21 protein-coding genes are annotated in these 21,414 nt (G+C 59.5%); 19 read left to right on the top strand and 2 right to left on the bottom strand.

From position 1 onward, the window contains the following. The first annotated feature begins 107 nt into the window (after positions 1-107). The 7 genes from AO068_RS17020 (at position 108) to murB (ending at position 6,524) form a co-directional block, all read left to right on the top strand. Positions 108-2,324 (top strand): DNA internalization-related competence protein ComEC/Rec2, encoded by a 2,217-nt coding sequence (locus tag AO068_RS17020; RefSeq protein WP_058408938.1) that lies wholly within the window; start codon positions 108-110, stop codon positions 2,322-2,324. An 81-nt stretch (positions 2,325-2,405) separates the two neighbouring features. Next, entirely contained in the window at positions 2,406-3,083 is a 678-nt protein-coding gene (locus AO068_RS17015) for a MotA/TolQ/ExbB proton channel family protein (RefSeq protein ID WP_002552676.1), read from the top strand. Beyond that, complete coding sequence (locus AO068_RS17010) at positions 3,080-3,511, top strand: ExbD/TolR family protein (RefSeq protein ID WP_002552677.1); 432 nt, start codon at positions 3,080-3,082, stop codon at positions 3,509-3,511. The genes AO068_RS17015 and AO068_RS17010 overlap by 4 nt, the downstream gene beginning before the upstream one ends. Next, positions 3,511-4,506 (top strand): tetraacyldisaccharide 4'-kinase, encoded by a 996-nt coding sequence (gene lpxK, locus AO068_RS17005; RefSeq protein ID WP_058408937.1) that lies wholly within the window; start codon positions 3,511-3,513, stop codon positions 4,504-4,506. The genes AO068_RS17010 and lpxK overlap by 1 nt, the downstream gene beginning before the upstream one ends. Before the next feature lie 17 nt (positions 4,507-4,523). Further along, complete coding sequence (locus tag AO068_RS17000; RefSeq protein ID WP_002552679.1) at positions 4,524-4,709, top strand: Trm112 family protein; 186 nt, start codon at positions 4,524-4,526, stop codon at positions 4,707-4,709. Continuing rightward, positions 4,706-5,470, top strand: a complete 765-nt coding sequence (gene kdsB, locus AO068_RS16995; RefSeq protein ID WP_004657844.1) for a 3-deoxy-manno-octulosonate cytidylyltransferase — start codon at positions 4,706-4,708, stop codon at positions 5,468-5,470. Before AO068_RS17000 ends, kdsB begins: the two co-directional genes overlap by 4 nt. A 34-nt stretch (positions 5,471-5,504) precedes the next feature. Then, entirely contained in the window at positions 5,505-6,524 is a 1,020-nt protein-coding gene (gene murB / locus AO068_RS16990) for a UDP-N-acetylmuramate dehydrogenase (protein WP_058401673.1), read from the top strand. A 153-nt stretch (positions 6,525-6,677) separates the two neighbouring features. Here the strand turns inward: murB and rne are convergent, their stop codons facing one another. Beyond that, positions 6,678-10,007: a ribonuclease E gene (gene rne, locus AO068_RS16985; RefSeq protein WP_058401674.1), complete on the bottom strand. Its 3,330-nt coding sequence runs from the start codon at positions 10,005-10,007 to the stop codon at positions 6,678-6,680. Positions 10,008-10,733: 726 nt separating this feature from the next. On the opposite strand from rne, the gene rluC reads away from it, so the two are divergent. The 3 genes from rluC to sppA are packed head-to-tail and all read left to right on the top strand — an operon-like array spanning position 10,734 to position 13,365. After that, a complete protein-coding gene (rluC, locus tag AO068_RS16980) occupies positions 10,734-11,690 on the top strand; it encodes a 23S rRNA pseudouridine(955/2504/2580) synthase RluC (RefSeq protein ID WP_002552683.1) in 957 nt (318 codons plus the stop codon). Then, positions 11,680-12,342 carry an HAD-IA family hydrolase gene (locus AO068_RS16975; RefSeq protein WP_057405089.1) on the top strand — a complete coding sequence of 221 codons (663 nt, stop codon included), beginning with the start codon at positions 11,680-11,682 and terminating at the stop codon, positions 12,340-12,342. Before rluC ends, AO068_RS16975 begins: the two co-directional genes overlap by 11 nt. A gap of 24 nt (positions 12,343-12,366) precedes the next feature. Next, positions 12,367-13,365, top strand: coding sequence for a signal peptide peptidase SppA (sppA, locus tag AO068_RS16970; RefSeq protein ID WP_002552685.1), 999 nt, complete (start codon positions 12,367-12,369; stop codon positions 13,363-13,365). 55 nt (positions 13,366-13,420) lie between these two features. Here sppA and AO068_RS16965 read toward each other — a convergent pair whose 3' ends face one another. Next, positions 13,421-13,999, bottom strand: coding sequence for a Maf family protein (locus tag AO068_RS16965; RefSeq protein WP_058401676.1), 579 nt, complete (start codon positions 13,997-13,999; stop codon positions 13,421-13,423). A 106-nt stretch (positions 14,000-14,105) separates the two neighbouring features. Between AO068_RS16965 and AO068_RS16960 the strand changes: the two genes are divergently transcribed. From AO068_RS16960 to mltG, 9 genes are all read left to right on the top strand, one after another. Continuing rightward, a complete protein-coding gene (locus AO068_RS16960; RefSeq protein ID WP_002552687.1) occupies positions 14,106-14,633 on the top strand; it encodes a YceD family protein in 528 nt (175 codons plus the stop codon). Positions 14,634-14,646: 13 nt separating this feature from the next. Further along, positions 14,647-14,829 (top strand): 50S ribosomal protein L32, encoded by a 183-nt coding sequence (gene rpmF / locus AO068_RS16955; RefSeq protein WP_002552688.1) that lies wholly within the window; start codon positions 14,647-14,649, stop codon positions 14,827-14,829. 4 nt (positions 14,830-14,833) lie between these two features. Then, positions 14,834-15,856: a phosphate acyltransferase PlsX gene (plsX, locus tag AO068_RS16950; protein ID WP_058408936.1), complete on the top strand. Its 1,023-nt coding sequence runs from the start codon at positions 14,834-14,836 to the stop codon at positions 15,854-15,856. A 116-nt stretch (positions 15,857-15,972) separates the two neighbouring features. Then, positions 15,973-16,911 (top strand): ACP S-malonyltransferase, encoded by a 939-nt coding sequence (gene fabD, locus AO068_RS16945; protein WP_058401678.1) that lies wholly within the window; start codon positions 15,973-15,975, stop codon positions 16,909-16,911. A 15-nt stretch (positions 16,912-16,926) separates the two neighbouring features. After that, on the top strand, positions 16,927-17,670 hold the full coding sequence (gene fabG, locus AO068_RS16940; protein WP_003318510.1) for a 3-oxoacyl-ACP reductase FabG: 744 nt from the start codon (positions 16,927-16,929) through the stop codon (positions 17,668-17,670). A 191-nt stretch (positions 17,671-17,861) separates the two neighbouring features. Further along, a complete protein-coding gene (acpP, locus tag AO068_RS16935) occupies positions 17,862-18,098 on the top strand; it encodes an acyl carrier protein (RefSeq protein WP_002552692.1) in 237 nt (78 codons plus the stop codon). 128 nt (positions 18,099-18,226) lie between these two features. Beyond that, positions 18,227-19,471 (top strand): beta-ketoacyl-ACP synthase II, encoded by a 1,245-nt coding sequence (fabF, locus tag AO068_RS16930; RefSeq protein ID WP_002552693.1) that lies wholly within the window; start codon positions 18,227-18,229, stop codon positions 19,469-19,471. Beyond that, a complete protein-coding gene (pabC, locus tag AO068_RS16925) occupies positions 19,471-20,286 on the top strand; it encodes an aminodeoxychorismate lyase (RefSeq protein ID WP_058401679.1) in 816 nt (271 codons plus the stop codon). The genes fabF and pabC overlap by 1 nt, the downstream gene beginning before the upstream one ends. A 3-nt stretch (positions 20,287-20,289) precedes the next feature. Continuing rightward, positions 20,290-21,414 carry an endolytic transglycosylase MltG gene (gene mltG, locus AO068_RS16920; protein ID WP_058401680.1) on the top strand — a complete coding sequence of 375 codons (1,125 nt, stop codon included), beginning with the start codon at positions 20,290-20,292 and terminating at the stop codon, positions 21,412-21,414.

Here is a 21,414-nt window from a genome sequence, read left to right as displayed (position 1 = left end):
GGTCGCCTGTCTGCCGAGAACGGCTGTTCAGGTTTTGCAACACACCATCACTTCCGACATTTCGATATTGCGCTGATCCTTGAAGCTTTCCGCTTCAAGGAATCACCATGCGCACAGGGATGATCGCGCTCGCGTCGGGGCTTGTGGCCTTACGCTTTCTGCCTGCTTTGCCGCCGACCTGGCTGTTGCTGCTGATGCCGATACTGGCGTTGATGCTGCTACCGCTTCGTACCTATCCACTGGCGCTGTTCCTGCTCGGTTTTACTTGGGCGTGTGTTTCTGCGCAGTGGGCGTTGAATGACCGTCTGGTTCATCGTCTGGACGGTCAGACGCTTTGGCTGCAAGGCAAGGTAGTCGGTTTGCCCAGTGTCGCCGAGGGCGTGGTGCGTTTCGAACTGGAAGGGGCAAGGTCGCGCAGGGCCATATTGCCTGCACGCATCCGGGTGGCGTGGTACGGCGGTCCGCAGGTCAACAGCGGTGAGCGCTGGCGCATGGCGGTCAAACTCAAGCGGCCGGCCGGGCTGGTCAATCCTGATGCTTTTGATTACGAAGCCTGGCTGTTGGCGCAGCGCATCGGTGCCACCGGTACGGTGGTGGATGGTCAACTGCTGACACCTGCGCACGGGGCGTGGCGCGACCTTATTCGTCAGCGCTTGCTGGCGGTCGATGCGCAGGGCAGAGAGGGCGGCTTGGCGGCGCTGGTGCTGGGCGATGGCTCCGGGTTGTCGAGCACCGATTGGCAGGTGCTGCAGGACACCGGCACGGTGCATCTGCTGGTGATTTCCGGCCAGCATATCGGTTTGCTGGCCGGGGTGATTTACGCGCTGGTCGCAGGCCTTGCACGCTGGGGGCTGTGGCCACGGGCTTTACCCTGGCTGCCTTGTGCCTGTGCGCTGGCGTTCATCGCTGCGCTGGGTTACGGGCTGCTGGCCGGTTTCGAGGTGCCGGTACGGCGTGCCTGTGTGATGGTCGCGATGGTGCTGCTGTGGCGTTTGCGCTTTCGGCACCTGGGCGTTGTCTGGCCGTTGTTACTGTCATTCAACGCGGTGCTGATTTTCGAGCCGCTGGTGACACTGCAGCCGGGGTTCTGGCTGTCTTTCGCGGCGGTTGGCATTCTGGTGCTGATTTTCAGTGGACGTCTCGGTGCCTGGAATTGGTGGCAAAGCTGGACGCGTGCGCAGTGGCTGATCGCAATTGGCTTGCTGCCTGTTCTGCTGGCGCTGAACCTGCCGATCAGCCTCAGCGGGCCGTTTGCCAATTTGCTGGCTGTGCCTTGGGTCAGCTTGATCGTCCTGCCGCCTGCGTTGCTTGGAACACTGCTGCTGCCGGTCCCTGTTGTGGGCGAAGGCTTGCTCTGGCTGGCCGGAGGAGCGCTGGAGTGGCTGTTTATGTTTCTCGGCTGGGTTGCCGCGGTCTTGCCCGCCTGGTTGCCCAGTGCAATGCCGGGCTGGGCGTGGCTGCTTAGTCTGCTCGGGGCCTTCATTTTATTACTGCCCAAAGGCGTGCCGATGCGTCCGCTGGGTTGGCCATTGCTGTTGTTGTGCGTTTTTCCGCCGCTCGACTCAGTGCCTGCAGGCCAGGTAGAAGTATTGCAGTTGGACGTGGGGCAGGGCCTGGCCATTCTCCTGCGCACTCGAAATCACACGCTCTTGTACGACGCAGGTCCACGTTTCGGCGAGTTCGATATCGGTCAGCGCGTGGTCGTGCCCGCCATGCGCAAGGCCGGTGTGCGTCATCTGGACCTGATGTTGATCAGTCACGCCGACTCCGATCATGCCGGGGGCGCAGCGGCGGTTCATCAGGCATTTCCGGTTGACCGTGTACTGGGCGGTGAGCTGGCCAGGCTCGCGCCGCAACTCGACGCGCGCTTGTGTGAGAGCGATGCGCGCTGGGAGTGGGATGGGGTGGTGTTCTCCACCTGGCGCTGGGAGCAGGGGCCTGATGGCAATCCCGCATCCTGCATGTTGAGTGTCGACGCCGGGGGCGAGCGTCTGCTGCTGACGGGTGATATCGACGTCGACGCGGAACGTGCGGCAATCGCCAGCGGTTTCGACCTTCGTGCCCATTGGTTGCAGTCCCCGCATCACGGCAGCCGGACCTCGTCATCCAAAGTATTTCTTCAGGCCGTCGGAGCGGTTGGCGTGCTGATCTCCCGTGGCCGTAACAACGCCTTCGGCCACCCGCATCCGTTGGTCATGGCGCGTTATCGATGGCTGGGTATGGCCAGTTATGACAGCGCTGAGCTGGGCGCTGTCAGTCTGCGTCTGGGTACGTTCGGCACGCCGCAGGCAGAGCGCGCGCAACGGCGTTTCTGGCGTGACTGAGTGAAGGGATATCGATCTCGGCGTTCGGCACTTGGCGACCCTATGATAGAGTGGCGCCAATTTTTCGAGGGAGTGATCACTGTGTGGGAACTGGTCAAATCTGGCGGCTGGATGATGCTGCCGATTATTTTGAGCTCCATCGCCGCTGCCGGCATTATCATCGAGCGTCTGTGGACGCTGCGTGCCAGCCGTATCACGCCGCCGCATCTGCTCGGACAGGTCTGGCAGTGGATTCAGGAAAAGAAGCTCGACGGCGAAAAGCTCAAGCAACTGCGCGCCGACTCGCCTCTGGGTGAAATTCTCGCCGCAGGTCTGGCCAATTCCAGGCACGGTCGCGAGATCATGAAGGAATGCATCGAAGAAGCCGCCGCCCGGGTTATCCATGAACTGGAGCGCTACCTGAGCGCGCTGGGTTCGATTGCGGCCATGGCACCGCTGCTTGGCTTGCTGGGTACGGTGCTGGGCATGATCGATATTTTCGGCTCGTTCAACAGTTCGGGGGCCACGGCCAATGCCGGTGTGCTCGCCGGTGGTATCTCCAAGGCGCTGATCTGTACCGCGTCGGGCCTTATCGTGGCTATTCCGGCAATCTTCTTTCATCGCTTTCTGCAAAGTCGCGTCGATGAGCTGGTGGTCGGCATGGAGCAGCAGGCCATTCGTCTGGTTGAAGTGGTGCAGGGCGACCGCGATGTCGATCTGATCGACGCCAAAATCGATCTCAAGTCGCTGGCCAGAGCGGGCGGGGGCAAGAAGAAGTGAAATTTCGCCGTCGCAGACCCCGGGAAAACATCGACATCAATCTGGTCTCTCTGATTGATGTGGTGTTCATCCTGCTGCTGTTTTTCATCGTGACGACCACGTTCACCCGTGAAACCCAGCTGCGGGTGGATCTGCCACAGGCGGTCACCGGTACGCCGGAGGTGGACGCCAGCGCTAAGCATCTGGACATCGCCATCAACGCCGACGGGATCTTCTCGCTGAACAACCAACTGTTGCCCAAGAACGATCTGGCAACCCTGATCGAAGCGCTGCAACGCGAGTCGGCGGGCGATACCAGCCTGCCGTTGTCGATCAGTGCCGACGGCAAGACCCCGCACCAATCGGTGATTACGGCCATGGATGCGGCGGGTAAACTGGGTTTCAGCCATTTGCGCATGACCACTGTCGAGGCCACGCCGGCTAACTGATGGCATTTACCGACCGTTTGCTTGATGCCTGGTACAAGGGCCACCCTGCGCTGGCGCTTTTGCGTCCGCTCGAATGCCTTTATCGGCGTGTCGTCGATGGCAAACGCGCGCGCTTTCTGGCGGGTGAGGGCAGCATCTACCGCGCTCCGGTGCCGGTTATTGTGGTGGGTAATATTACCATCGGCGGCACTGGCAAGACGCCACTGATTCTATGGATGATCGAGCACTGCCGTCGTCGTGGCCTGCGTGTCGGTGTGGTCAGTCGCGGTTATGGTGCCAAGCCTCCCAGCCTGCCGTGGCGCGTCAAGGCCGACCAAAGTGCCAGCGAGGCGGGCGATGAGCCTTTGCTCATCGTCAAACGCAGTGGCGTGCCGCTGATGATCGATCCGGATCGCAGTCGCGCCGTGCAGGCCCTGCTCGCTGCCGAGCCTCTGGATCTGATTCTTTCCGACGATGGCCTGCAACATTATCGTCTGGCCCGCGATCTGGAGCTGGTGCTGATCGATGCCGCCCGCGGGCTGGGCAACCTTCGTTGTCTGCCTGCCGGGCCATTGCGCGAGCCGGTTGAGCGCCTAGGCAGTGTCGACGCTTTGCTTTACAACGGCGCGATGGCTGATCGTGATGATGGCTACGCATTTATGCTCAAACCGTCAGCCCTTATCAATCTTCGCAGTGGCGAACGCCAGCCGGTGGATTATTTCCCGGCCGGGCAGGCGCTGCATGCGGTCGCCGGAATCGGCAATCCTCAACGTTTCTTCAATACCCTCGAAGGATTACACTGGCGGCCGGTGGCTCACGCGTTCGCCGACCATGCGGTCTACAGTGCCCAGGCGCTGACATTCACGCCTTCATTACCCTTGGTCATGACCGAGAAGGATGCGGTGAAATGTCGTGCCTTTGCAGCCGATGACTGGTGGTATCTGGCAGTGGATGCAGTACCGTCCAATGCTTTTGTCGACTGGTTCGATGAGCAACTGCTACGTCTCTCTCCATGATTGCTTCAGGATCTCCTATGGACACCAAACTACTCGATATCCTCGCTTGCCCTGTCTGCAAGGGACCATTGAAGCTCAGCGCCGACAAGACCGAGCTGATCAGCAAAGGGGCAGGCCTTGCCTACCCGGTTCGCGACGGCATCCCGGTGATGCTCGAAAGCGAAGCGCGCACCTTGAGTACCGATGAGCGGCTGGAAAAATGACAGCAGCGTTCACCGTGGTCATTCCTGCGCGTTATGGCTCCAGCCGCTTTCCCGGCAAGCCACTGAAAACCATTGCCGGCAAGCCCATGGTCCAGCTTGTCTGGGAGCAGGCGTGCAAAAGCAGCGCCGAGCGTGTGGTAATTGCTACCGACGATGCGCGCATTGTTGAGGCCTGTCAGGCTTTTGGTGCCGAAGTGCTGCTGACCCGCGAGGATCACAATTCCGGCACCGATCGTCTGGCCGAGGTGGCGGCGCAATTGGGGCTGGCTGCTGATGCGATTGTGGTCAATGTGCAAGGCGACGAGCCGATGATCCCGCCTGCGGTGATCGATCAGGTGGCGTCCAATCTGGCGGCTCACCCCGAAGCCGGCATGTCTACGCTGGCCGAGCCTATCGACGACGTAGCGGCGTTGTTCAACCCCAACATCGTCAAGGTCGCAACAGACATCAACGGCCTGGCGCTGACGTTCAGCCGGGCGCCCTTGCCGTGGGCGCGCGATGCATTGGCCGCAAACAGGGACGAGTTGCCTGCTGGCGTGCCTTATCGTCGTCATATCGGTATCTACGCCTATCGTGCGGGCTTTCTTCATGACTTCGTCAGTTGGGGGCCGTGCTGGCTGGAAAACACCGAAAGCCTGGAGCAGCTGCGTGCGTTGTGGAATGGCGTGCGAATTCACGTTGCCGACGCGCTTGAAGCACCACCCGGTGGTGTCGATACACCTGAAGACCTTGAGCGCGTAAGGCGCTTGCTGGAGGGTTGATGCGGTTTATCCAGTGGCTCGGGAAGGCAGGGGCATGACCTTTCAGGTGCAATCCGCGATTTCCCTCAAACCTTTCAACACCTTTGGCGTGGATGTTCAGGCCCGGTTGTTTGCCGAAGCGCACAGCGATGACGATGTTCGCGAAGCCCTGGCGTATTCGGCCGAGCACGATGTACCGCTGCTGGTCATCGGTGGTGGCAGTAACCTGCTGCTTAGCGGTGATGTGCAGTCATTGGTGCTGCGCATGGCCAGCCGCGGCATTCGCATCGTACATGAGGACTGTCTCGAGTCGATTGTCGAGGCAGAGGCTGGCGAGCCTTGGCATCCGTTCGTGCAGTCCTGTCTGGAGCTGGGGCTGGCGGGGCTGGAAAACCTCAGTCTGATTCCAGGCACCGTTGGTGCGGCACCCATGCAGAACATCGGTGCCTATGGCGTCGAGATCAAGGATGTCTTCCATAGCCTGACTGCGCTGGATCGTGAAACGGGCGAATTGCGCGAGTTTTCTCTGGAGGACTGTGCGTTCGGCTACCGCGACAGCGTGTTCAAGCATCAGGTCGCGCGCTGGTTGATCCTGCGTGTGCGTTTCAAGCTCAGCCGCGTAGCTCGCCTGCACCTCGAATATGGCCCGGTTCGTCAGCGTCTCGACGAGCTGGGTATTGATCGGCCGACGCCGTTCGATGTCAGCCGTGCGATCTGCGCCATTCGCAGTGAAAAGCTGCCTGACCCCGCGGTGCTGGGCAATGCCGGCAGTTTCTTCAAAAACCCGATTATCCCTGCCGAACTGTACACAACGATCAAACAGCAGCACCCAGGTGTCGTCGGCTATCCGCAGGTCGATGGCCGGGTGAAGCTGGCAGCGGGGTGGTTGATCGAACAGGCTGGCTGGAAGGGCTATCGTGACGGCGACGCTGGCGTGCATAAGCTCCAGTCACTGGTACTGGTCAATTACGGGCAGGCCAGTGGCTTGCAGCTATTGAGCCTGGCGCGCCGCATCCAGAGTGACATCGTCGAGCGTTTTGGCGTTGAGCTGGAGATGGAGCCGAACCTCTACTGACAGCCTGGGGATGGTCTCTTGTGGGAGCGAGCCGGGCGACGCTTCGCTTGCTCGCGAAGGGATTAGATCAAGCGCTGTGTATTGAAGATGAACGCAGTGCAGTCCTCAATCAGCGGACATGAAAAAGCCCCGCCTGTCTGCACAGGCGGGNAGTTAAACGAGTGGTTTAGGCTCGTTTTCTTTCTCGGCTTCATGTTGCGGTTTGACTGCTGGTTGCTCAGTCGCCGCTTCTTCAGTCTTTTCCTCGATAGCCTGAGAAGGCTGGACCGATTCTGCTTCAGCGGCAACAGGTGCTGCTTCGGCGATGACTGGAGTGCTGGCAGCAGCGGCTTCCTGCTGACGGCGTGCTTCTTCTTCACGCTTGCGACGACGAACTTCACGAGGATCGTTCGGTGCACGGCCGGTGCTGCTGACCGGTGCTGCCGGTGTTTCCACGATCACAGGTTGTTGCTCTGCAGGTGCAGGCGCTGCTTCTTCGACGGCCTTGGGCGCGACGTAAGGAGCAGGCTCCTCCTTCACGACGACAGGCTCGGCCGCAGGAGTAGCAGGCGTTGGCAGTTCGGACGATTCAGTGGCTGGCACTTCTTCATGAGCCGCTGCTTCGACCGGCGCTTGTGGCGCTGGCTCTGGCGTTGGTGTGAACGGTACGACGCGCTCGGCATGCGGCGCTTCGAACAGTTCGGTCTGCGCGGCAATGGCAGGTGCTTCGACCGCAGCAGGTTGAACCTCTACTTCCGGAGCCGGTTTGGCGACTGGCGCATTATCCGCAACCGGCGCTTCAACGGCAGGCGCTTCAACGACCGGTTCTGCTGCTGCCGGAGTTTCTGGAGTGGATGCTTCAATTGCCGGTGCGTCAGCTTCCGGTGCCTTGGCAGTATTGGCTTCGGCAACAGGCGCTTGCTGTGCAGGCTCTACGGCTGGAGCGTCTACAGTGCTGTTGGCTCGCTCGGCCTGCTGGTGTGCATCGGCTTCTGCTGTGGCGCTGATCACGCCGCCAGTCGCAGCTGCTGCGGTGAATCCCAGACCAGCCGACAGGTCGGTGGCGCTGCTGCCTTGTTCAGCATTTTCTGCCGAGCCGTTTTCTTCGGAACCGTTTTCTTCAGAGCCTTCGATCACGTTGCCATTGGCATCACGTTGACGCTCACGACGGTTGCTGCGACGACGCTGACCGCGGGAGCGGCGGCGAGGGCGGTCGCCTTCGCTACCGTCGTTGCCTTCCTGGTTCTCGTCATTGATCTGCTCTTCGTTGAGCAGCACTTCCTCTTCGCTCACGGCAGCCGCGGCCTGTTCGGCGCGTGGTTGACGTTCTTCGCGAGGTGCGCGCGGCTGGCGTTCTTCGCGTGGTGCGCGTTCAGGACGCTCTTCACGAGCAAGGTTTACGGCAGGGGCTGCATCCAGAGGCTCGCGCAGTTCGCGGACCGGACGATCTTCGCGTGCTTCACGTGGCTTGCGCTCGCGGGAAGTACGGGCTGGACGCTCTTCACGTGGTGTTGAATCCTCGCGGGCTTCACGCGGTTCGCGAACCGTACGCTCTTCACGAGGTGCGCGTTCTTCACGAGGCGCACGTTCCTCACGTGGGGCGCGCTCTTCGCGCGGCGCGCGTTCGGCACGTTCTTCGCGGGGTGCGCGTTCTTCACGAGGCTTGCGCTCTTCGTCACGACGGTTGTTGCGGCCACGGCTCTGTTGGCGACCGTTGCGGCGCTCCTCGTTACGGGCCGGACGCTGTTCGGCAGCAGGTTTTTCAACCACTACCGGAGCGGCAGGCTCTTCCTTGGTCGCAAACAGGCTGACCAGGGATTTCACCAGGCCCTTGAACAGGCTTGGCTCATGAGCGACCGGTGCAGGCGTCGGAGCAGGCGTAACGGCTTCTACCGGAACCGGCGCATTGGCACGAGCAGGTGCAGTCTTGACGGCTGCTTCCTGGCGAACAAGAGTGCGGGTTGCGGCAGCCAGCGGGGCGATTTCTTCCACTTCGGCTGCAGCCGCGGCGATTTCGTAGCTGGTCTGGCTGTTGTGTGCTTCCGGGCTGTCATCACGCAGACGCTGAACTTCGAAGTGCGGGGTTTCCAGCTGGTCGTTCGGCAGGATGATGATGCGCGCACGGGTGCGCAGCTCGATCTTGGTGATCGAATTGCGTTTTTCGTTGAGCAGGAAAGCCGCGACCGGAATCGGCACCTGAGCGCGCACTTCGGCAGTGCGGTCTTTCAGGGCTTCTTCTTCGATCAGGCGCAGGATGGCCAGCGAAAGCGATTCAACATCACGGATGATGCCGGTGCCGTTGCAGCGAGGGCAGACAATGCCGCTGCTTTCGCCCAGCGATGGACGCAGGCGCTGACGGGACATTTCCAGCAGACCGAAGCGCGAAATGCGACCGATCTGCACGCGGGCGCGGTCGGCTTCCAGGCTTTCGCGGACTTTTTCTTCCACGGCGCGCTGGTTCTTGGCCGGTGTCATGTCGATGAAGTCGATGACGATCAGGCCGCCGATGTCACGCAGACGCAATTGACGGGCGATTTCCTCAGCCGCTTCAAGGTTGGTCTGCAGGGCGGTTTCTTCGATGTCGCTGCCTTTGGTAGCACGTGCCGAGTTGATGTCGATGGACACCAGGGCTTCGGTCGGATCGATGACGATGGAGCCACCGGAAGGCAGTTCGACCACGCGCTGGAACGCGGTTTCGATCTGGCTTTCGATCTGGAAGCGGTTGAACAGTGGAACGCTGTCTTCGTACAGTTTGATCTTGCTGGCGTACTGCGGCATCACCTGACGGATGAACGTCAGGGCTTCTTCCTGGGCTTCGACGCTGTCAATCAGGACTTCACCGATGTCCTGACGCAGGTAGTCACGGATGGCGCGGATGATGACGTTGCTTTCCTGATAGATCAGGAAAGGGGCCGAACGGTCCAGGGACGCTTCCTTGATGGCGGTCCACAGTTGCAGCAGGTAATCGAGGTCCCACTGCATTTCTTCGCTGCTGCGGCCCAGGCCGGCAGTACGAACGATCAGACCCATGTCGGCTGGAGCGATCAGGCCGTTGAGGGCTTCACGCAGTTCGTTGCGCTCTTCGCCTTCGATACGGCGCGAGATGCCACCGGCGCGAGGGTTGTTCGGCATCAGGACCAGATAACGGCCTGCAAGGCTGATGAAGGTGGTCAGGGCTGCGCCCTTGTTGCCACGCTCTTCTTTCTCGACCTGAACGATGACTTCCTGGCCTTCGCTCAGGACGTCCTTGATGTTGACGCGGCCTTCAGGGGCTTTCTTGAAGTACTCGCGGGAGATTTCCTTGAGGGGCAGAAAGCCGTGGCGCTCAGAGCCGAAATCGACAAAGGCAGCCTCAAGGCTGGGTTCGATGCGAGTGATTCGGCCTTTATAGATGTTGGCCTTCTTCTGCTCGCGTGCACCTGACTCGATGTCCAGGTCGTAGAGGCGCTGGCCGTCTACCAGTGCAACACGCAACTCTTCGGGTTGAGTTGCGTTAATCAGCATTCTTTTCATGTAGTACCGTCGGTTTCCGGGCTGCCGGAAACGGCGTTCGGCACACACGACTTCTCACGGTCGGTGTCAGGGCACGTCAGGAGTGGTTGGACACTCCAGTGTCTAGCGAGGTCCTCGCCCAGAGGGGGCGGAGGGTCGCGACGACGTTTCCTGCTTGCTGTGGTGGCATAAGACACCCTTTTCAGCAAAAGCTTTGTCAGGAGGAGGAATCGACCATCGGTAGCGGACGAGATGAAGCGTCTAGAACAAGCCTTGTGCTACACAGTCCGATGGTTGTGCGTCTCCACCCTACACGTATCCCTGATAATTCGGGTGCTGCCGCGCGCAGAATCCGCAGCGGGTTGGCATTTACCGCGATCTTCGATAGGGAAGGTCGCGCATCATGGCTTGAGGCGTTGTTCCCGAAGCATTCGCTCGTAGCGTCTGAAAGCGACTGCACTTTGTGAACTGGCCATGAACTGTCCGCACTGGCCGCGAGCTGTCTGCTCTGCTGTCAGGCGTGTTTCCGGCCTCATGTCACCTGCGCTCGTTACGTTTTCAGCGTGCTCCGTTGTCACCGAACACTGCGTAGGACGGCCTCCCGTCCTTGTGAATTGCGTTGGTCAGGGCCGGTTGTCAACCGTTGGTCCGCTGTCCGGCCGCTTTTGGCGGCGTTCGCGACTATAGCAGCAATCATTAAGTGCTTCAAATCCATAAAAAATTGTTATCATTTGCGACATGACGAATATTGCCCCTCCAACCCCCGGCGTCCAGCTGGTTGAGGTTGCCCCGGAACTTGCCGGTCAACGCATCGATAATTTTCTGATCACTTATCTCAAGGGTGTGCCCAAAACCTTGATTTACCGCATTTTGCGCAAAGGCGAAGTGCGTGTGAACAAGGGGCGGATCAAGCCGGAGTATAAGTTGCAGGCAGGCGATATCGTGCGCATTCCTCCTGTACGCGTGCCTGAGCGCGACGAGCCGGTGCCGGTTGCGCAGGCTCTGCTGCAGCGCCTCGAGGCTGCGATTGTCTACGAAGACAAGGCGCTGATCGTGCTCAACAAGCCTGCGGGTATCGCTGTGCATGGCGGCAGCGGCCTGAGCTTCGGGGTAATCGAAGCATTCCGTCAGTTGCGTCCGGATGCCAAGGAGCTTGAACTTGTGCACCGCCTGGACCGCGATACATCGGGCCTGCTGATGATTGCCAAGAAACGCAGCATGCTGCGCCACCTGCACGAAGCCTTGCGCGGTGACGGTGTCGACAAGCGCTACATGGCGCTGGTCCGCGGTAACTGGGCAACGGCTCAAAAGCAGGTGCGTGCGCCACTGATGAAAAGCAATCTGCGTTCCGGCGAGCGCATGGTCGAGGTCAATGAAGAGGGTAAGGAGGCCCTGACGATTTTCAAGGTGCTGCGTCGTTTCGGTGACTTTGCCACCATGGTCGAAGCCAAGCCGGTGACCGGGCGCACGCACCAGATCCGCGTGCACACGCTGCATGCGGGGCACGCCATTGCAGGTGATACCAAATACGGTGACGAGAATTTCAGTCGCGAAATTCGCGATCTGGGCGGCAAGCGTCTGTTTCTGCACGCCTACATGCTGACGGTGCCGATGCCCGATGGCAGCAAACTGAATGTGCAGGCGCCTGTGGATGAAATGTGGGCCAAGACAGTGGAGCGTTTGAGTGCGCCGTGATTACGATCTGTTGATTTTTGACTGGGACGGCACGCTGGCCGACTCTGTGGGGCGAATTGTTCTGGCCATGCGTACCGCGGCTATCGAGACTGATCTTGAGGTTCGTGACGATCCGGCGATCAAGGGCATTATCGGTCTGGGTCTGCCCGAGGCGATTCGAACCCTTTATCCGCAGATCAGTGACAATCAGGTGATCGACTTTCGGCAGCGCTATGCTGACAGCTATATGGCAATGGATAACGTGCCTTCGCCGCTGTTCGAGGGCGTTTTGGAGTCGATGCAGGCGTTTCGCGAGGACGGCTATCGTCTGGCGGTCGCTACCGGCAAGGCGCGCCGTGGGCTGGATCGGGTGCTACAAGCCAATGGCTGGGGCGATTACTTCGATGCCACCCGGGCTGCCGACGAAACCGCCAGCAAGCCGGACCCGCTGATGTTGAACGAGATCATGGCGCATTGTGATGTTGCGCCGCAGCGTTCGTTGATGATTGGCGATGCGTCATTCGATCTGCTGATGGCCCGCAACGCAGGTATGGATTCGGTTGCGGTGGGTTATGGCGCTCAGTCGCTGGAGTCGTTGCGCCAGTTTCAGCCACGATTGGCTATTGAGCATTTTTCCGAGCTGCGCACCTGGTTGAATGGGCGCGGCGTCTAGTTTTAGGGTTGGAGTGATTGGAACATGTCTGACGAATGGAAGGCACCCGTCTCGCAAAGTGCGGACGAGGGCGTCAATGGCAAGGAAGAAGCAAAAAGCTGGAAACTTCTTGAAAAGACGCTGCTGGCCAGCGTTCAGGAGCAGCGTCGTGCGCGTCGCTGGGGGATCTTCTTCAAGCTGCTGACGTTCGCGTTTCTGTTCGTTGCAGTGGTTGTTCCGATGCTGGATTTCGAAGGTGGTACATCGCGCCGCTCCAGCCACACTGCGCTGATTGATGTGCAGGGGGTGATTGCCGACAAGGAGTCGGCCAGTGCCGAGAATATCGTCACGGCGCTGCAGAAGGCGTTCGAGGATGAGAAAACCAAGGGCGTGATTCTGCGTATCAACAGCCCGGGCGGCAGTCCTGTGCAGTCGGGCTATGTCTATGACGAAATCCGTCGTCTGCGTGCTGCAAAGCCGGACATCAAGGTTTATGCGGTCATTACCGACCTGGGTGCTTCGGGTGCTTATTACATCGCCAGCGCTGCCGACCAGATCTACGCCGACAAGGCCAGTCTGGTGGGTTCGATCGGTGTGACGGCGGCCGGGTTCGGGTTTGTCGGTGCCATGGACAAGCTCGGCGTTGATCGTCGTACCTACACGTCGGGCGAGCACAAGGCATTTCTTGACCCGTTCCAGCCGCAGAAGGCCGATGAGACGCAGTTCTGGCAAGGTGTGCTGGACACAACGCATCGTCAGTTCATTGCCAGCGTCAAGCAGGGTCGTGGCGATCGTCTGAAGGACAAGGATCATCCCGAGCTGTTTTCGGGGCTGATCTGGACCGGTGAGCAGGCCGTTGCGCTCGGTCTGGTGGACGGTCTGGGCAGCGCTAGTTATGTCGCGCGGGATGTGATCAAGGAAAAGGATATCGTTGAATACACCGTCGAAGAGTCGCCTTTTGATCGCTTTTCGAAAAAGCTGGGCACCAGTATCGCTGAGCGCATTGCCATGCTGGTCGGCTTCAACGGTCCAAGCCTGCGCTGACGGCTTGATGTAGAAACAAAGAACCCGGCCAATGGCCGGGTTCTTTGTCTGAGCGTCAGGGTACGCTGATCCCTTCCTTTATTAGCATGTCCACAAGGCGTATCAGTGGCAGGCCGATCAGGCTGGTCGCGTCGCTGCCTTCGGTGCTGCGAAACAGGCTGACCCCCAACCCTTCAGCCTTGAAGCTGCCGGCGCAGTCATAAGGTTGCTCTGCATGCAGATAGCGTTCGATGCTGGCTTGATCGAGTTCGCGCATGTGCACGGTAAAGGGTACGCAATCGACCTGGTACTTGCCTGTCGAGCTATTAAGCAGGGCCAGTCCGGTCAGAAAGGTCACGCTGGTGCCACTGGCAGCCGTCAGTTGCTCAAGTGCACGCTCGAAGGTGTGGGGCTTGCCGAGTATCTGTCCGTTCAGGACGGCGACCTGGTCGGAGCCAATGATCAGGTGGGCCGGATATTCGCCCGCCAGCGCCTCGGCTTTCTCTAAGGCAAGGCGCCGAACGAGGTCGTGTGCGGTCTCGTCCGGTCGGTGACTTTCATCAATGTCCGGGGACTTGCAGGTGAATGGCAGGCGCAGACGAGTGAGCAGTTCGCGCCGGTATGAAGAGCTGGAGGCAAGGAGCAGGGATGGCATGCGGATCTCCGTAGGCTGAGCGTCGATTCTAAAGAGTGGCCGGAGTGACGAACAGGCCTGAATTTCCTTTGACATGCCAAGGGGGCATCCCTAGAATGCTGCGCCTATGTTGAATGACCCGATTCCATCTCACGTTGACCCGCGCAAATTGTCTGATCGCGGCACTACCCTTCAGGGTGAAGTGCTGCTGGGCGATTTGAAGAGACTCTGCGACCCGCTTGCCGATACTGTCGGTACGGTGCAGGCGAAATTCGTTTTTGAGCGTGACGAACGCCGTTCTGTGGTTATACACAGTTCGATAGACGTCCCGGTCAAGATGGTTTGCCAGCGTTGTCTTGAGCTGGTGACCCTGCCGATCCACAGCGAATGCAGTTACGCCGTGGTGAAGGAGGGTGCGAATACCCAGTCGTTACCGAAAGGTTATGACGTGCTGGAACTGGGCGAAGATCCTTTGGATCTGCTGGCATTGATCGAGGAGGAGCTATTGCTCGCCTTGCCCATTGTGCCTGCTCATCATCCTGAAGAATGCCAGCAACCGGCGGGTCTCGATGAGCCCGAACCGAGCGTGGACGAGGTAACGCGGTCCAACCCGTTCAGTGTATTGGCGCAGTTAAAGCGTGACCCAAACGTTTAGGAGTTAATCAATTATGGCTGTTCAGCAGAACAAAAAATCCCGCTCTGCCCGTGACATGCGTCGTTCGCACGACGCTCTTGAGGCAAGCACTCTGTCGGTAGAAAAGACCACTGGTGAAATTCACCTGCGTCACCACGTATCGCCAGAAGGCGTATACCGTGGTCGTAAAGTGATCGACAAGGGCGCTGACGAGTAATTTCTTGTCCGCTCCGATCATCGCGATCGACGCAATGGGCGGGGACTTCGGTCCCCGCAACATTGTTCAGGCAAGCCTCGCGTGCCTGACAGCTACGCCCTCGCTTCATCTGGTCCTCGTCGGCCAAGCCTCCCTGATTGAAGAACTCATTGCCCGTCATGGTGCTGTGGATCGCTCGCGCCTGCGTGTCGTAAACGCCAATGAAGCCATTGCAATGGACGAGCGCCCGTCCCAGGCCCTGCGTGGCAAGCCTGACTCGTCCATGCGCGTTGCGCTTGAGCTTGTTGCGAGCGGGCAGGCCCAGGCATGTGTCAGCGCTGGTAATACCGGTGCGTTGATGGCGCTTTCGCGGTTTGTGCTCAAGACCTTGCCCGGTATCGACCGTCCCGCGATGATCGCAGCCATTCCCACCCGGTCTGGCCATTGCCAGTTGCTCGACCTGGGTGCGAACGTCGATTGCAGCGCCGAGGCGCTTTATCAGTTTGCGGTAATGGGCTCTGTTCTTGCCGAGACCCTGGGCGTCACAAAACCCAGGGTTGCCTTGCTTAACGTGGGCACGGAAGACATCAAGGGCAATCAGCAGGTCAAGCTTGCCGCCGGTCTTTTGCAGGCAGCTCAGGGGCTCAACTACATTGGCTACATCGAAGGCGATGGCTTGTACCGGGGTGAGGCTGACGTCGTGGTGTGTGATGGCTTTGTCGGCAATGTATTGCTCAAGTCGAGCGAGGGGCTGGCGACCATGATTGCCGCCAGAATCGATACGCTGTTCAACCGCAACCTGCTGAGCAGGGCGGTCGGAGCGCTGGCGTTGCCGTTGCTCAGGCGACTGCAGACTGATCTGGCACCTGCCCGTCATAATGGCGCGAGCCTGCTCGGGTTGCAGGGGGTTGTGGTTAAAAGCCACGGTTCGGCCAGTGTTTCAGGGTTCCAGAGTGCGATTCAGCGAGCGATCGTTGAATCCCGTGAAAACCTGCCGCAGCGCCTGAAGGGGCGGCTTGAATTGCTGCTTGAGAACGGCCGAGCCTGAAAATGTGACGCATCAGACTGGTCAGTCATCCAACCGATCAGTCATGTAAATTTGAATACCCGCGTTCGGCCTGTCCGGACGCCCATTTTGGCGACAACAATTCAGAGGCTTGTCAAATGTCTGCATCCCTCGCATTCGTCTTTCCGGGTCAAGGATCGCAATCTCTCGGCATGCTCGCCGAGCAAGGCGCGCAACATCCGTTGATTCTCGACACTTTCGAGCAGGCTTCCGAAGCCCTTGGCTATGACCTGTGGGCGTTGACCCAGAACGGTCCTGCCGAGCTGCTCAATCAGACCGACAAGACCCAGCCTGCCATTCTGACCGCTTCCGTAGCCTTGTGGCATGTGTGGCTGGCCGAGGGCGGCGCCGTTCCCGCGTTCGTCGCAGGTCACAGTCTGGGTGAATACAGTGCGCTGGTAGCTGCGCAAAGCCTGAGTCTGGCTGATGCGGTGAAGCTCGTTGAGCGTCGCGGTCAGTTGATGCAGGAAGCGGTGCCGGCCGGTCAAGGCGGCATGGCCGCCATTCTGGGTCTTGATGATGCCGACGTTATCGCTGCCTGTGCCGAAGCAGCACAGGGCGAAGTTGTCAGTGCGGTTAATTTCAACTCGCCGGGCCAGGTGGTGATCGCCGGTTCCGCCGAGGCCGTCAAGCGCGCCATGGAGCTGTGCAAGGCGCGGGGTGCCAAGCGCGCATTGCCGTTGCCGGTCAGCGTGCCGTCGCACTGCGAACTGATGCGTCCGGCCGCCGAGCGTTTCGCCGAGGCTGTTGAAGCCATTGAATGGCAGGCGCCTGAAATCGCATTGGTACAGAACGTCAGTGCCAGCGCAGTCAGTGACCTGGTGACGCTCAAGCGTGACTTGCTGGAACAGCTGTACAAGCCGGTTCGCTGGGTTGAATCCATTCAATGCCTGGCGAGCCGTGGTGCGACCCAGCTTGTGGAGTGTGGGCCGGGTAAAGTCCTGGCCGGTCTGAACAAGCGTTGCGCCGAAGGCGTGATTACTTACAACCTTGATACCCCGGACGCCTTTGCCGCCGCGCGCGCGGCACTGGCCTGATTAGGAGAAGCCTGTATGAGCCTTCAAGGTAAAGTTGCACTGGTAACCGGTGCGAGTCGCGGTATTGGTCAAGCCATCGCCCTGGAATTGGGTCGCAATGGTGCTGTCGTTGTGGGCACCGCGACCTCTGAGTCCGGCGCCGAGCGCATCAGTGCGACGTTCAAGGAAAACGGCATCGAAGGCTTTGGCCTGATGCTCGATGTCTGCGATGCCGAGTCTGTGAATTCGGTCCTGTCGACCATTCAGGAGCGCGTCGGTGCACCGTTGATTCTGGTCAATAATGCCGGCATCACCCGTGATAATCTGATGATGCGCATGAAAGATGACGAATGGTATGACGTCGTCAACACCAATCTGAATAGCCTTTTCCGCCTTTCCAAGGGTGTTTTGCGCGGCATGACCAAAGCGCGTTGGGGCCGTATTATCAGCATTGGTTCGGTTGTGGGTGCCATGGGCAACGCCGGTCAAGTAAACTATGCTTCCGCGAAGGCCGGGCTGGAAGGTTTCAGCAGGGCTCTGGCCCGTGAAGTGGGCTCGCGGGCAGTAACCGTGAACTCGGTTGCGCCTGGTTTCATCGACACCGATATGACGCGTGAGCTGCCTGAGGCTCAGCGTGAGTCACTGATTACCCAGATACCCCTGGGCCGCCTGGGGCAGGCCGAAGAGATTGCGCATGTAGTCGCTTTTCTTGCCTCCGAAGGCGCAGGGTACGTTACCGGGGCCACAATCCCTGTTAACGGCGGCATGTACATGAGCTAATGTGACCACCTGTTTCAAAAAAATGTCATACGAGCTGTCTAAAATCCGTTATAAAGCTGCAATCTATGCGTGGGCAAAGGTACGGTTGGGCATAAGGGGAGAGCGTTAAGCTTGAAATTCGCAAAACCTCTTCTATACACTTACCCACTGGCCAGATGCCTGAACATTTCCACTAGGAGTTAAAACTAGGTATGAGCACCATCGAAGAGCGCGTCAAGAAAATCGTTGCAGAGCAACTTGGCGTCAAATCAGAAGAGGTTGTCAACACTGCTTCTTTCGTTGAAGACCTGGGCGCTGACTCCCTGGACACTGTCGAGCTGGTAATGGCTCTGGAAGAGGAATTCGAGACCGAAATCCCTGACGAAGAAGCGGAAAAGATCACTACCGTTCAAGCAGCAATCGACTACGTCACTAGCCACCAGGCTTAAGATTTGTAATCGCTGACTGCTGTCACGGGAAAACCGCACTGCTTTAACCGGCGTGCGGTTTTTTCTTTAGAAAACGCTGTGATTGTTCGTAAATGATTGTTCCGTAAACAAGAGAGAAGGAGAGTCCTGTGTCGCGTAGACGCGTCGTGGTCACCGGGATGGGCATGCTTTCGCCACTGGGCAATGACGTGCCCAGCAGTTGGCAGGGCATTCTGGCGGGCCGCAGTGGCATTGGCCTTATCGAGCACACGGACTTGTCAGCCTTCACCACCCGTTTCGGCGGTTCGGTCAAGGGTTTCAACGTCGAAGAATACCTCGCGCCCAAAGAAGCGCGCCGGCTCGATCTCTTCATTCAGTATGGCCTCGCGGCCAGCTTTCAGGCGGTGCGTAATGCAGGCCTCGAAGTCACTGATGCAAACCGTGAGCGCATCGGCGTCGCTATGGGTTCGGGTATCGGTGGTCTGACCAACATCGAAAACAGCAGTCGTCTGCTGCACGAGCAAGGCCCAGGACGGATTTCACCGTTTTTCGTGCCGGGCTCGATCATCAACATGATTTCCGGTTTCCTGTCTATCCATCTGGGTGCACAGGGGCCTAACTATTCCATTGCGACGGCTTGCACCACGGCAACCCACTGCATCGGCATGGCGGCGCGTAACATCGCCTATGACGAAGCGGACGTGATGATTGCCGGTGGTGCTGAAATGGCTGCCTGTGGCCTGGGGCTGGGTGGTTTCGGTGCCGCACGTGCGCTGTCGACTCGCAACGACGACCCGACGCGTGCCAGCCGTCCCTGGGACAAAGGCCGTGATGGTTTCGTCCTGTCTGACGGTGCCGGTGCGATGGTGCTTGAAGAGCTTGAACACGCCAAAGCACGCGGCGCGACCATCTACGCTGAACTGGTCGGGTTTGGCATGAGCGGCGATGCTTATCACATGACCTCGCCACCTGATGACGGTGCCGGTGCTGCACGCTGCATCGTCAATGCGTTGCGTGATGCGAAGGTCAATGCCGATCAGGTGCAGTACATCAACGCACACGGTACGTCGACGCCTGCGGGCGATCTGGCCGAGGCCTCTGCGATCAAGTCGGTGTTTGGTGATCACGCCTACAAGCTGGCTGTCAGTTCGACCAAGTCGATGACCGGCCACCTGCTGGGCGCCGCCGGTGCTGTCGAGGCGATCTTCAGCGTGCTGGCAATGGTTGATCAGGTGGCTCCGCCGACCATCAACCTGGATGAGCCAAGCGAAGGCTGCGATCTGGACTTCGTGCCTCACGAAGCGCGCCGCATGCCGATCGATGTTGTTCTGTCGAACTCCTTCGGTTTCGGTGGCACCAATGGCTCGCTGGTATTCCGTCGGTTCGCCGAGTAATGCCAAGCTGGGTCGATGGCTGCCCCGCAGACGCCTTGCCCCTCAAGGATCGCGGGCTGGCCTACGGCGATGGGTTGTTTGAAACCATCGCGGTGAGGGCCGGGCAGCCATTGCTACTGGAGCGCCACCTGCAGCGTGTTGAAAGCGGGTGTCAGCGCCTGTCGATTGCAGTCGATCATGCACTGGTTCGCGCAGAAATGACCCGCTTCGCCGCTGAGCTCGGCGACGGGGTCATGAAGCTGATACTCACCCGTGGCGATAGCCAGCGCGGCTATGCGCCGGCCCCCGATACCCAACCTCGCCGAATCCTGCAAGGCAGTCCTGCACCGGCCTACCCCGGTGCACATGCCGAGCAGGGCGTGCGCCTGTTTGCCTGCCAGACGCGTCTGGCGGAACAGCCGCTTCTGGCTGGACTCAAGCACCTCAATCGTCTGGAGCAGGTACTGGCTCGCTCGGAATGGAGCGATAGCGAGCATGCCGAAGGCTTGATGCGCGATACCTCTGGGCGATTGATCGAGGGTGTTTACAGCAATCTGTTTCTGGTCAGTCAGGGACGCCTGCTGACTGCCGATCTGAGCCGCTGCGGGGTTGCTGGAGTGATGCGTGCCGAGTTGCTGGATCAGGCACGAAACCTGGGTCTGGTTGTCGATATCCGTGATTTGCACCTGTCCGACCTTGAATCGGCGGACGAAGTGTTTCTATGCAATAGCGTCTACGGCGTCTGGCCGGTTCGCGGCTTTACTGTCTTGAGCTGGCCGGTCGGGCCGCTCACCCGTAAACTGCAAGGTATTGCTCGCACCCTTCTGGATATCTGATTTGTGATCCGAAAAATATTGGTGTTGCTGGAAACAGCTGTCGTTCTGGCAGGCCTTCTGCTCGGCTTTGCGTTCTGGCAGCAATATCAGGCGCTGAACCAGCCGCTCGAAGTGGCTCAGGAGCAACTGCTGGATGTTCCGGCCGGTTCAACGCCGACTGGCGTACTTAATCGACTGCAGGCCGATGGCGTGATCAAGGACGCTTTCTGGTTGCGCCTTTACTGGCGTTTCAATCTCTCCGGACAGGCTCTGCACAGCGGCGAATACCGCATGGTGCCGGGCATGAACGTCAAGGGGCTGTTCGACGTCTGGAAGCGCAAGGAGGTCGTGCAATACAGCCTGACCCTGGTCGAGGGCTGGAATTTCCGTCAGGTGCGGGCTGCGCTGGCCAAACAGGCCAAGCTCGATCAGACGCTGGCTGGCTTGTCCGACGGCGAGCTGATGGCAAAAATCGGCCATCCCGATGTATTCCCTGAAGGGCGTTTCTTTCCTGACACCTATCGCTATGTGCGCGGCATGACCGATGCTGAATTGCTCAGGCAGGCTTACAGTCGTCTGGAAGAAGTGCTGGATGAAGAATGGAACGCCAGGTCGTCTGAGGCTCCGTATTCCAATCCTTATCAGGCCCTGATCATGGCGTCGCTGGTCGAGAAGGAAACCGGCGTACCTCAGGAGCGCGGCCAGATTGCGGGTGTGTTCGTGCGTCGCTTGAAGCTGGGCATGCAGTTGCAGACTGATCCGACCGTGATCTATGGCATGGGCGAGCGCTACAACGGCAAGTTGACCCGGGCCAATCTCAAGGAGCCCACGCCTTACAATACCTACGTGATAGCCGGTATGCCGCCGACACCGATTTCGCTGGTGGGGCGCGAGGCGATTCATGCCGCGCTCAATCCGGTAGCGGGCAGCAGCCTGTATTTCGTAGCCAAGGGGGACGGCAGCCATGTGTTCTCGGACGATCTGGATGCCCATAACGCAGCGGTGCGTGACTATCAGCTCAAGCGCCGCGCAGATTATCGCTCTAGCCCGGCACCTGCTGCACCGGCACCATCAACTGATTCTCCCTCTTCAGAGCCCGAGCCCGCGACTGCACCGGATGCCCCGCAGCCCGAGCTGAATGCGCAATGA

It is taken from the genome of Pseudomonas sp. ICMP 3272 (assembly GCF_001466905.1).
GTDB classification, from domain to species: Bacteria; Pseudomonadota; Gammaproteobacteria; order Pseudomonadales; family Pseudomonadaceae; genus Aquipseudomonas; species Aquipseudomonas amygdali.
The sequence above is the reverse complement of the archived record's forward strand: the minus strand, read 5'-3'. Positions and strand labels throughout refer to the sequence as shown.

What these genes read in the sequence shown, in the direction of transcription:
- kdsB (WP_004657844.1), top strand. Translation starts at nt 4,706, where the DNA reads ATGACAGCAGCGTTCACCGTGGTCATTCCTGCGCGTTATGGCTCCAGC.
- AO068_RS16965 (WP_058401676.1), bottom strand. Translation starts at nt 13,999, where the DNA reads ATGCCATCCCTGCTCCTTGCCTCCAGCTCTTCATACCGGCGCGAACTG.
- murB (WP_058401673.1), top strand. Translation starts at nt 5,505, where the DNA reads ATGACCTTTCAGGTGCAATCCGCGATTTCCCTCAAACCTTTCAACACC.
- rpmF (WP_002552688.1), top strand. Translation starts at nt 14,647, where the DNA reads ATGGCTGTTCAGCAGAACAAAAAATCCCGCTCTGCCCGTGACATGCGT.
- rluC (WP_002552683.1), top strand. Translation starts at nt 10,734, where the DNA reads ATGACGAATATTGCCCCTCCAACCCCCGGCGTCCAGCTGGTTGAGGTT.
- AO068_RS17020 (WP_058408938.1), top strand. Translation starts at nt 108, where the DNA reads ATGCGCACAGGGATGATCGCGCTCGCGTCGGGGCTTGTGGCCTTACGC.
- AO068_RS17000 (WP_002552679.1), top strand. Translation starts at nt 4,524, where the DNA reads ATGGACACCAAACTACTCGATATCCTCGCTTGCCCTGTCTGCAAGGGA.
- AO068_RS16960 (WP_002552687.1), top strand. Translation starts at nt 14,106, where the DNA reads ATGTTGAATGACCCGATTCCATCTCACGTTGACCCGCGCAAATTGTCT.
- fabG (WP_003318510.1), top strand. Translation starts at nt 16,927, where the DNA reads ATGAGCCTTCAAGGTAAAGTTGCACTGGTAACCGGTGCGAGTCGCGGT.
- sppA (WP_002552685.1), top strand. Translation starts at nt 12,367, where the DNA reads ATGTCTGACGAATGGAAGGCACCCGTCTCGCAAAGTGCGGACGAGGGC.
- acpP (WP_002552692.1), top strand. Translation starts at nt 17,862, where the DNA reads ATGAGCACCATCGAAGAGCGCGTCAAGAAAATCGTTGCAGAGCAACTT.
- rne (WP_058401674.1), bottom strand. Translation starts at nt 10,007, where the DNA reads ATGCTGATTAACGCAACTCAACCCGAAGAGTTGCGTGTTGCACTGGTA.
- lpxK (WP_058408937.1), top strand. Translation starts at nt 3,511, where the DNA reads ATGGCATTTACCGACCGTTTGCTTGATGCCTGGTACAAGGGCCACCCT.
- pabC (WP_058401679.1), top strand. Translation starts at nt 19,471, where the DNA reads ATGCCAAGCTGGGTCGATGGCTGCCCCGCAGACGCCTTGCCCCTCAAG.
- fabD (WP_058401678.1), top strand. Translation starts at nt 15,973, where the DNA reads ATGTCTGCATCCCTCGCATTCGTCTTTCCGGGTCAAGGATCGCAATCT.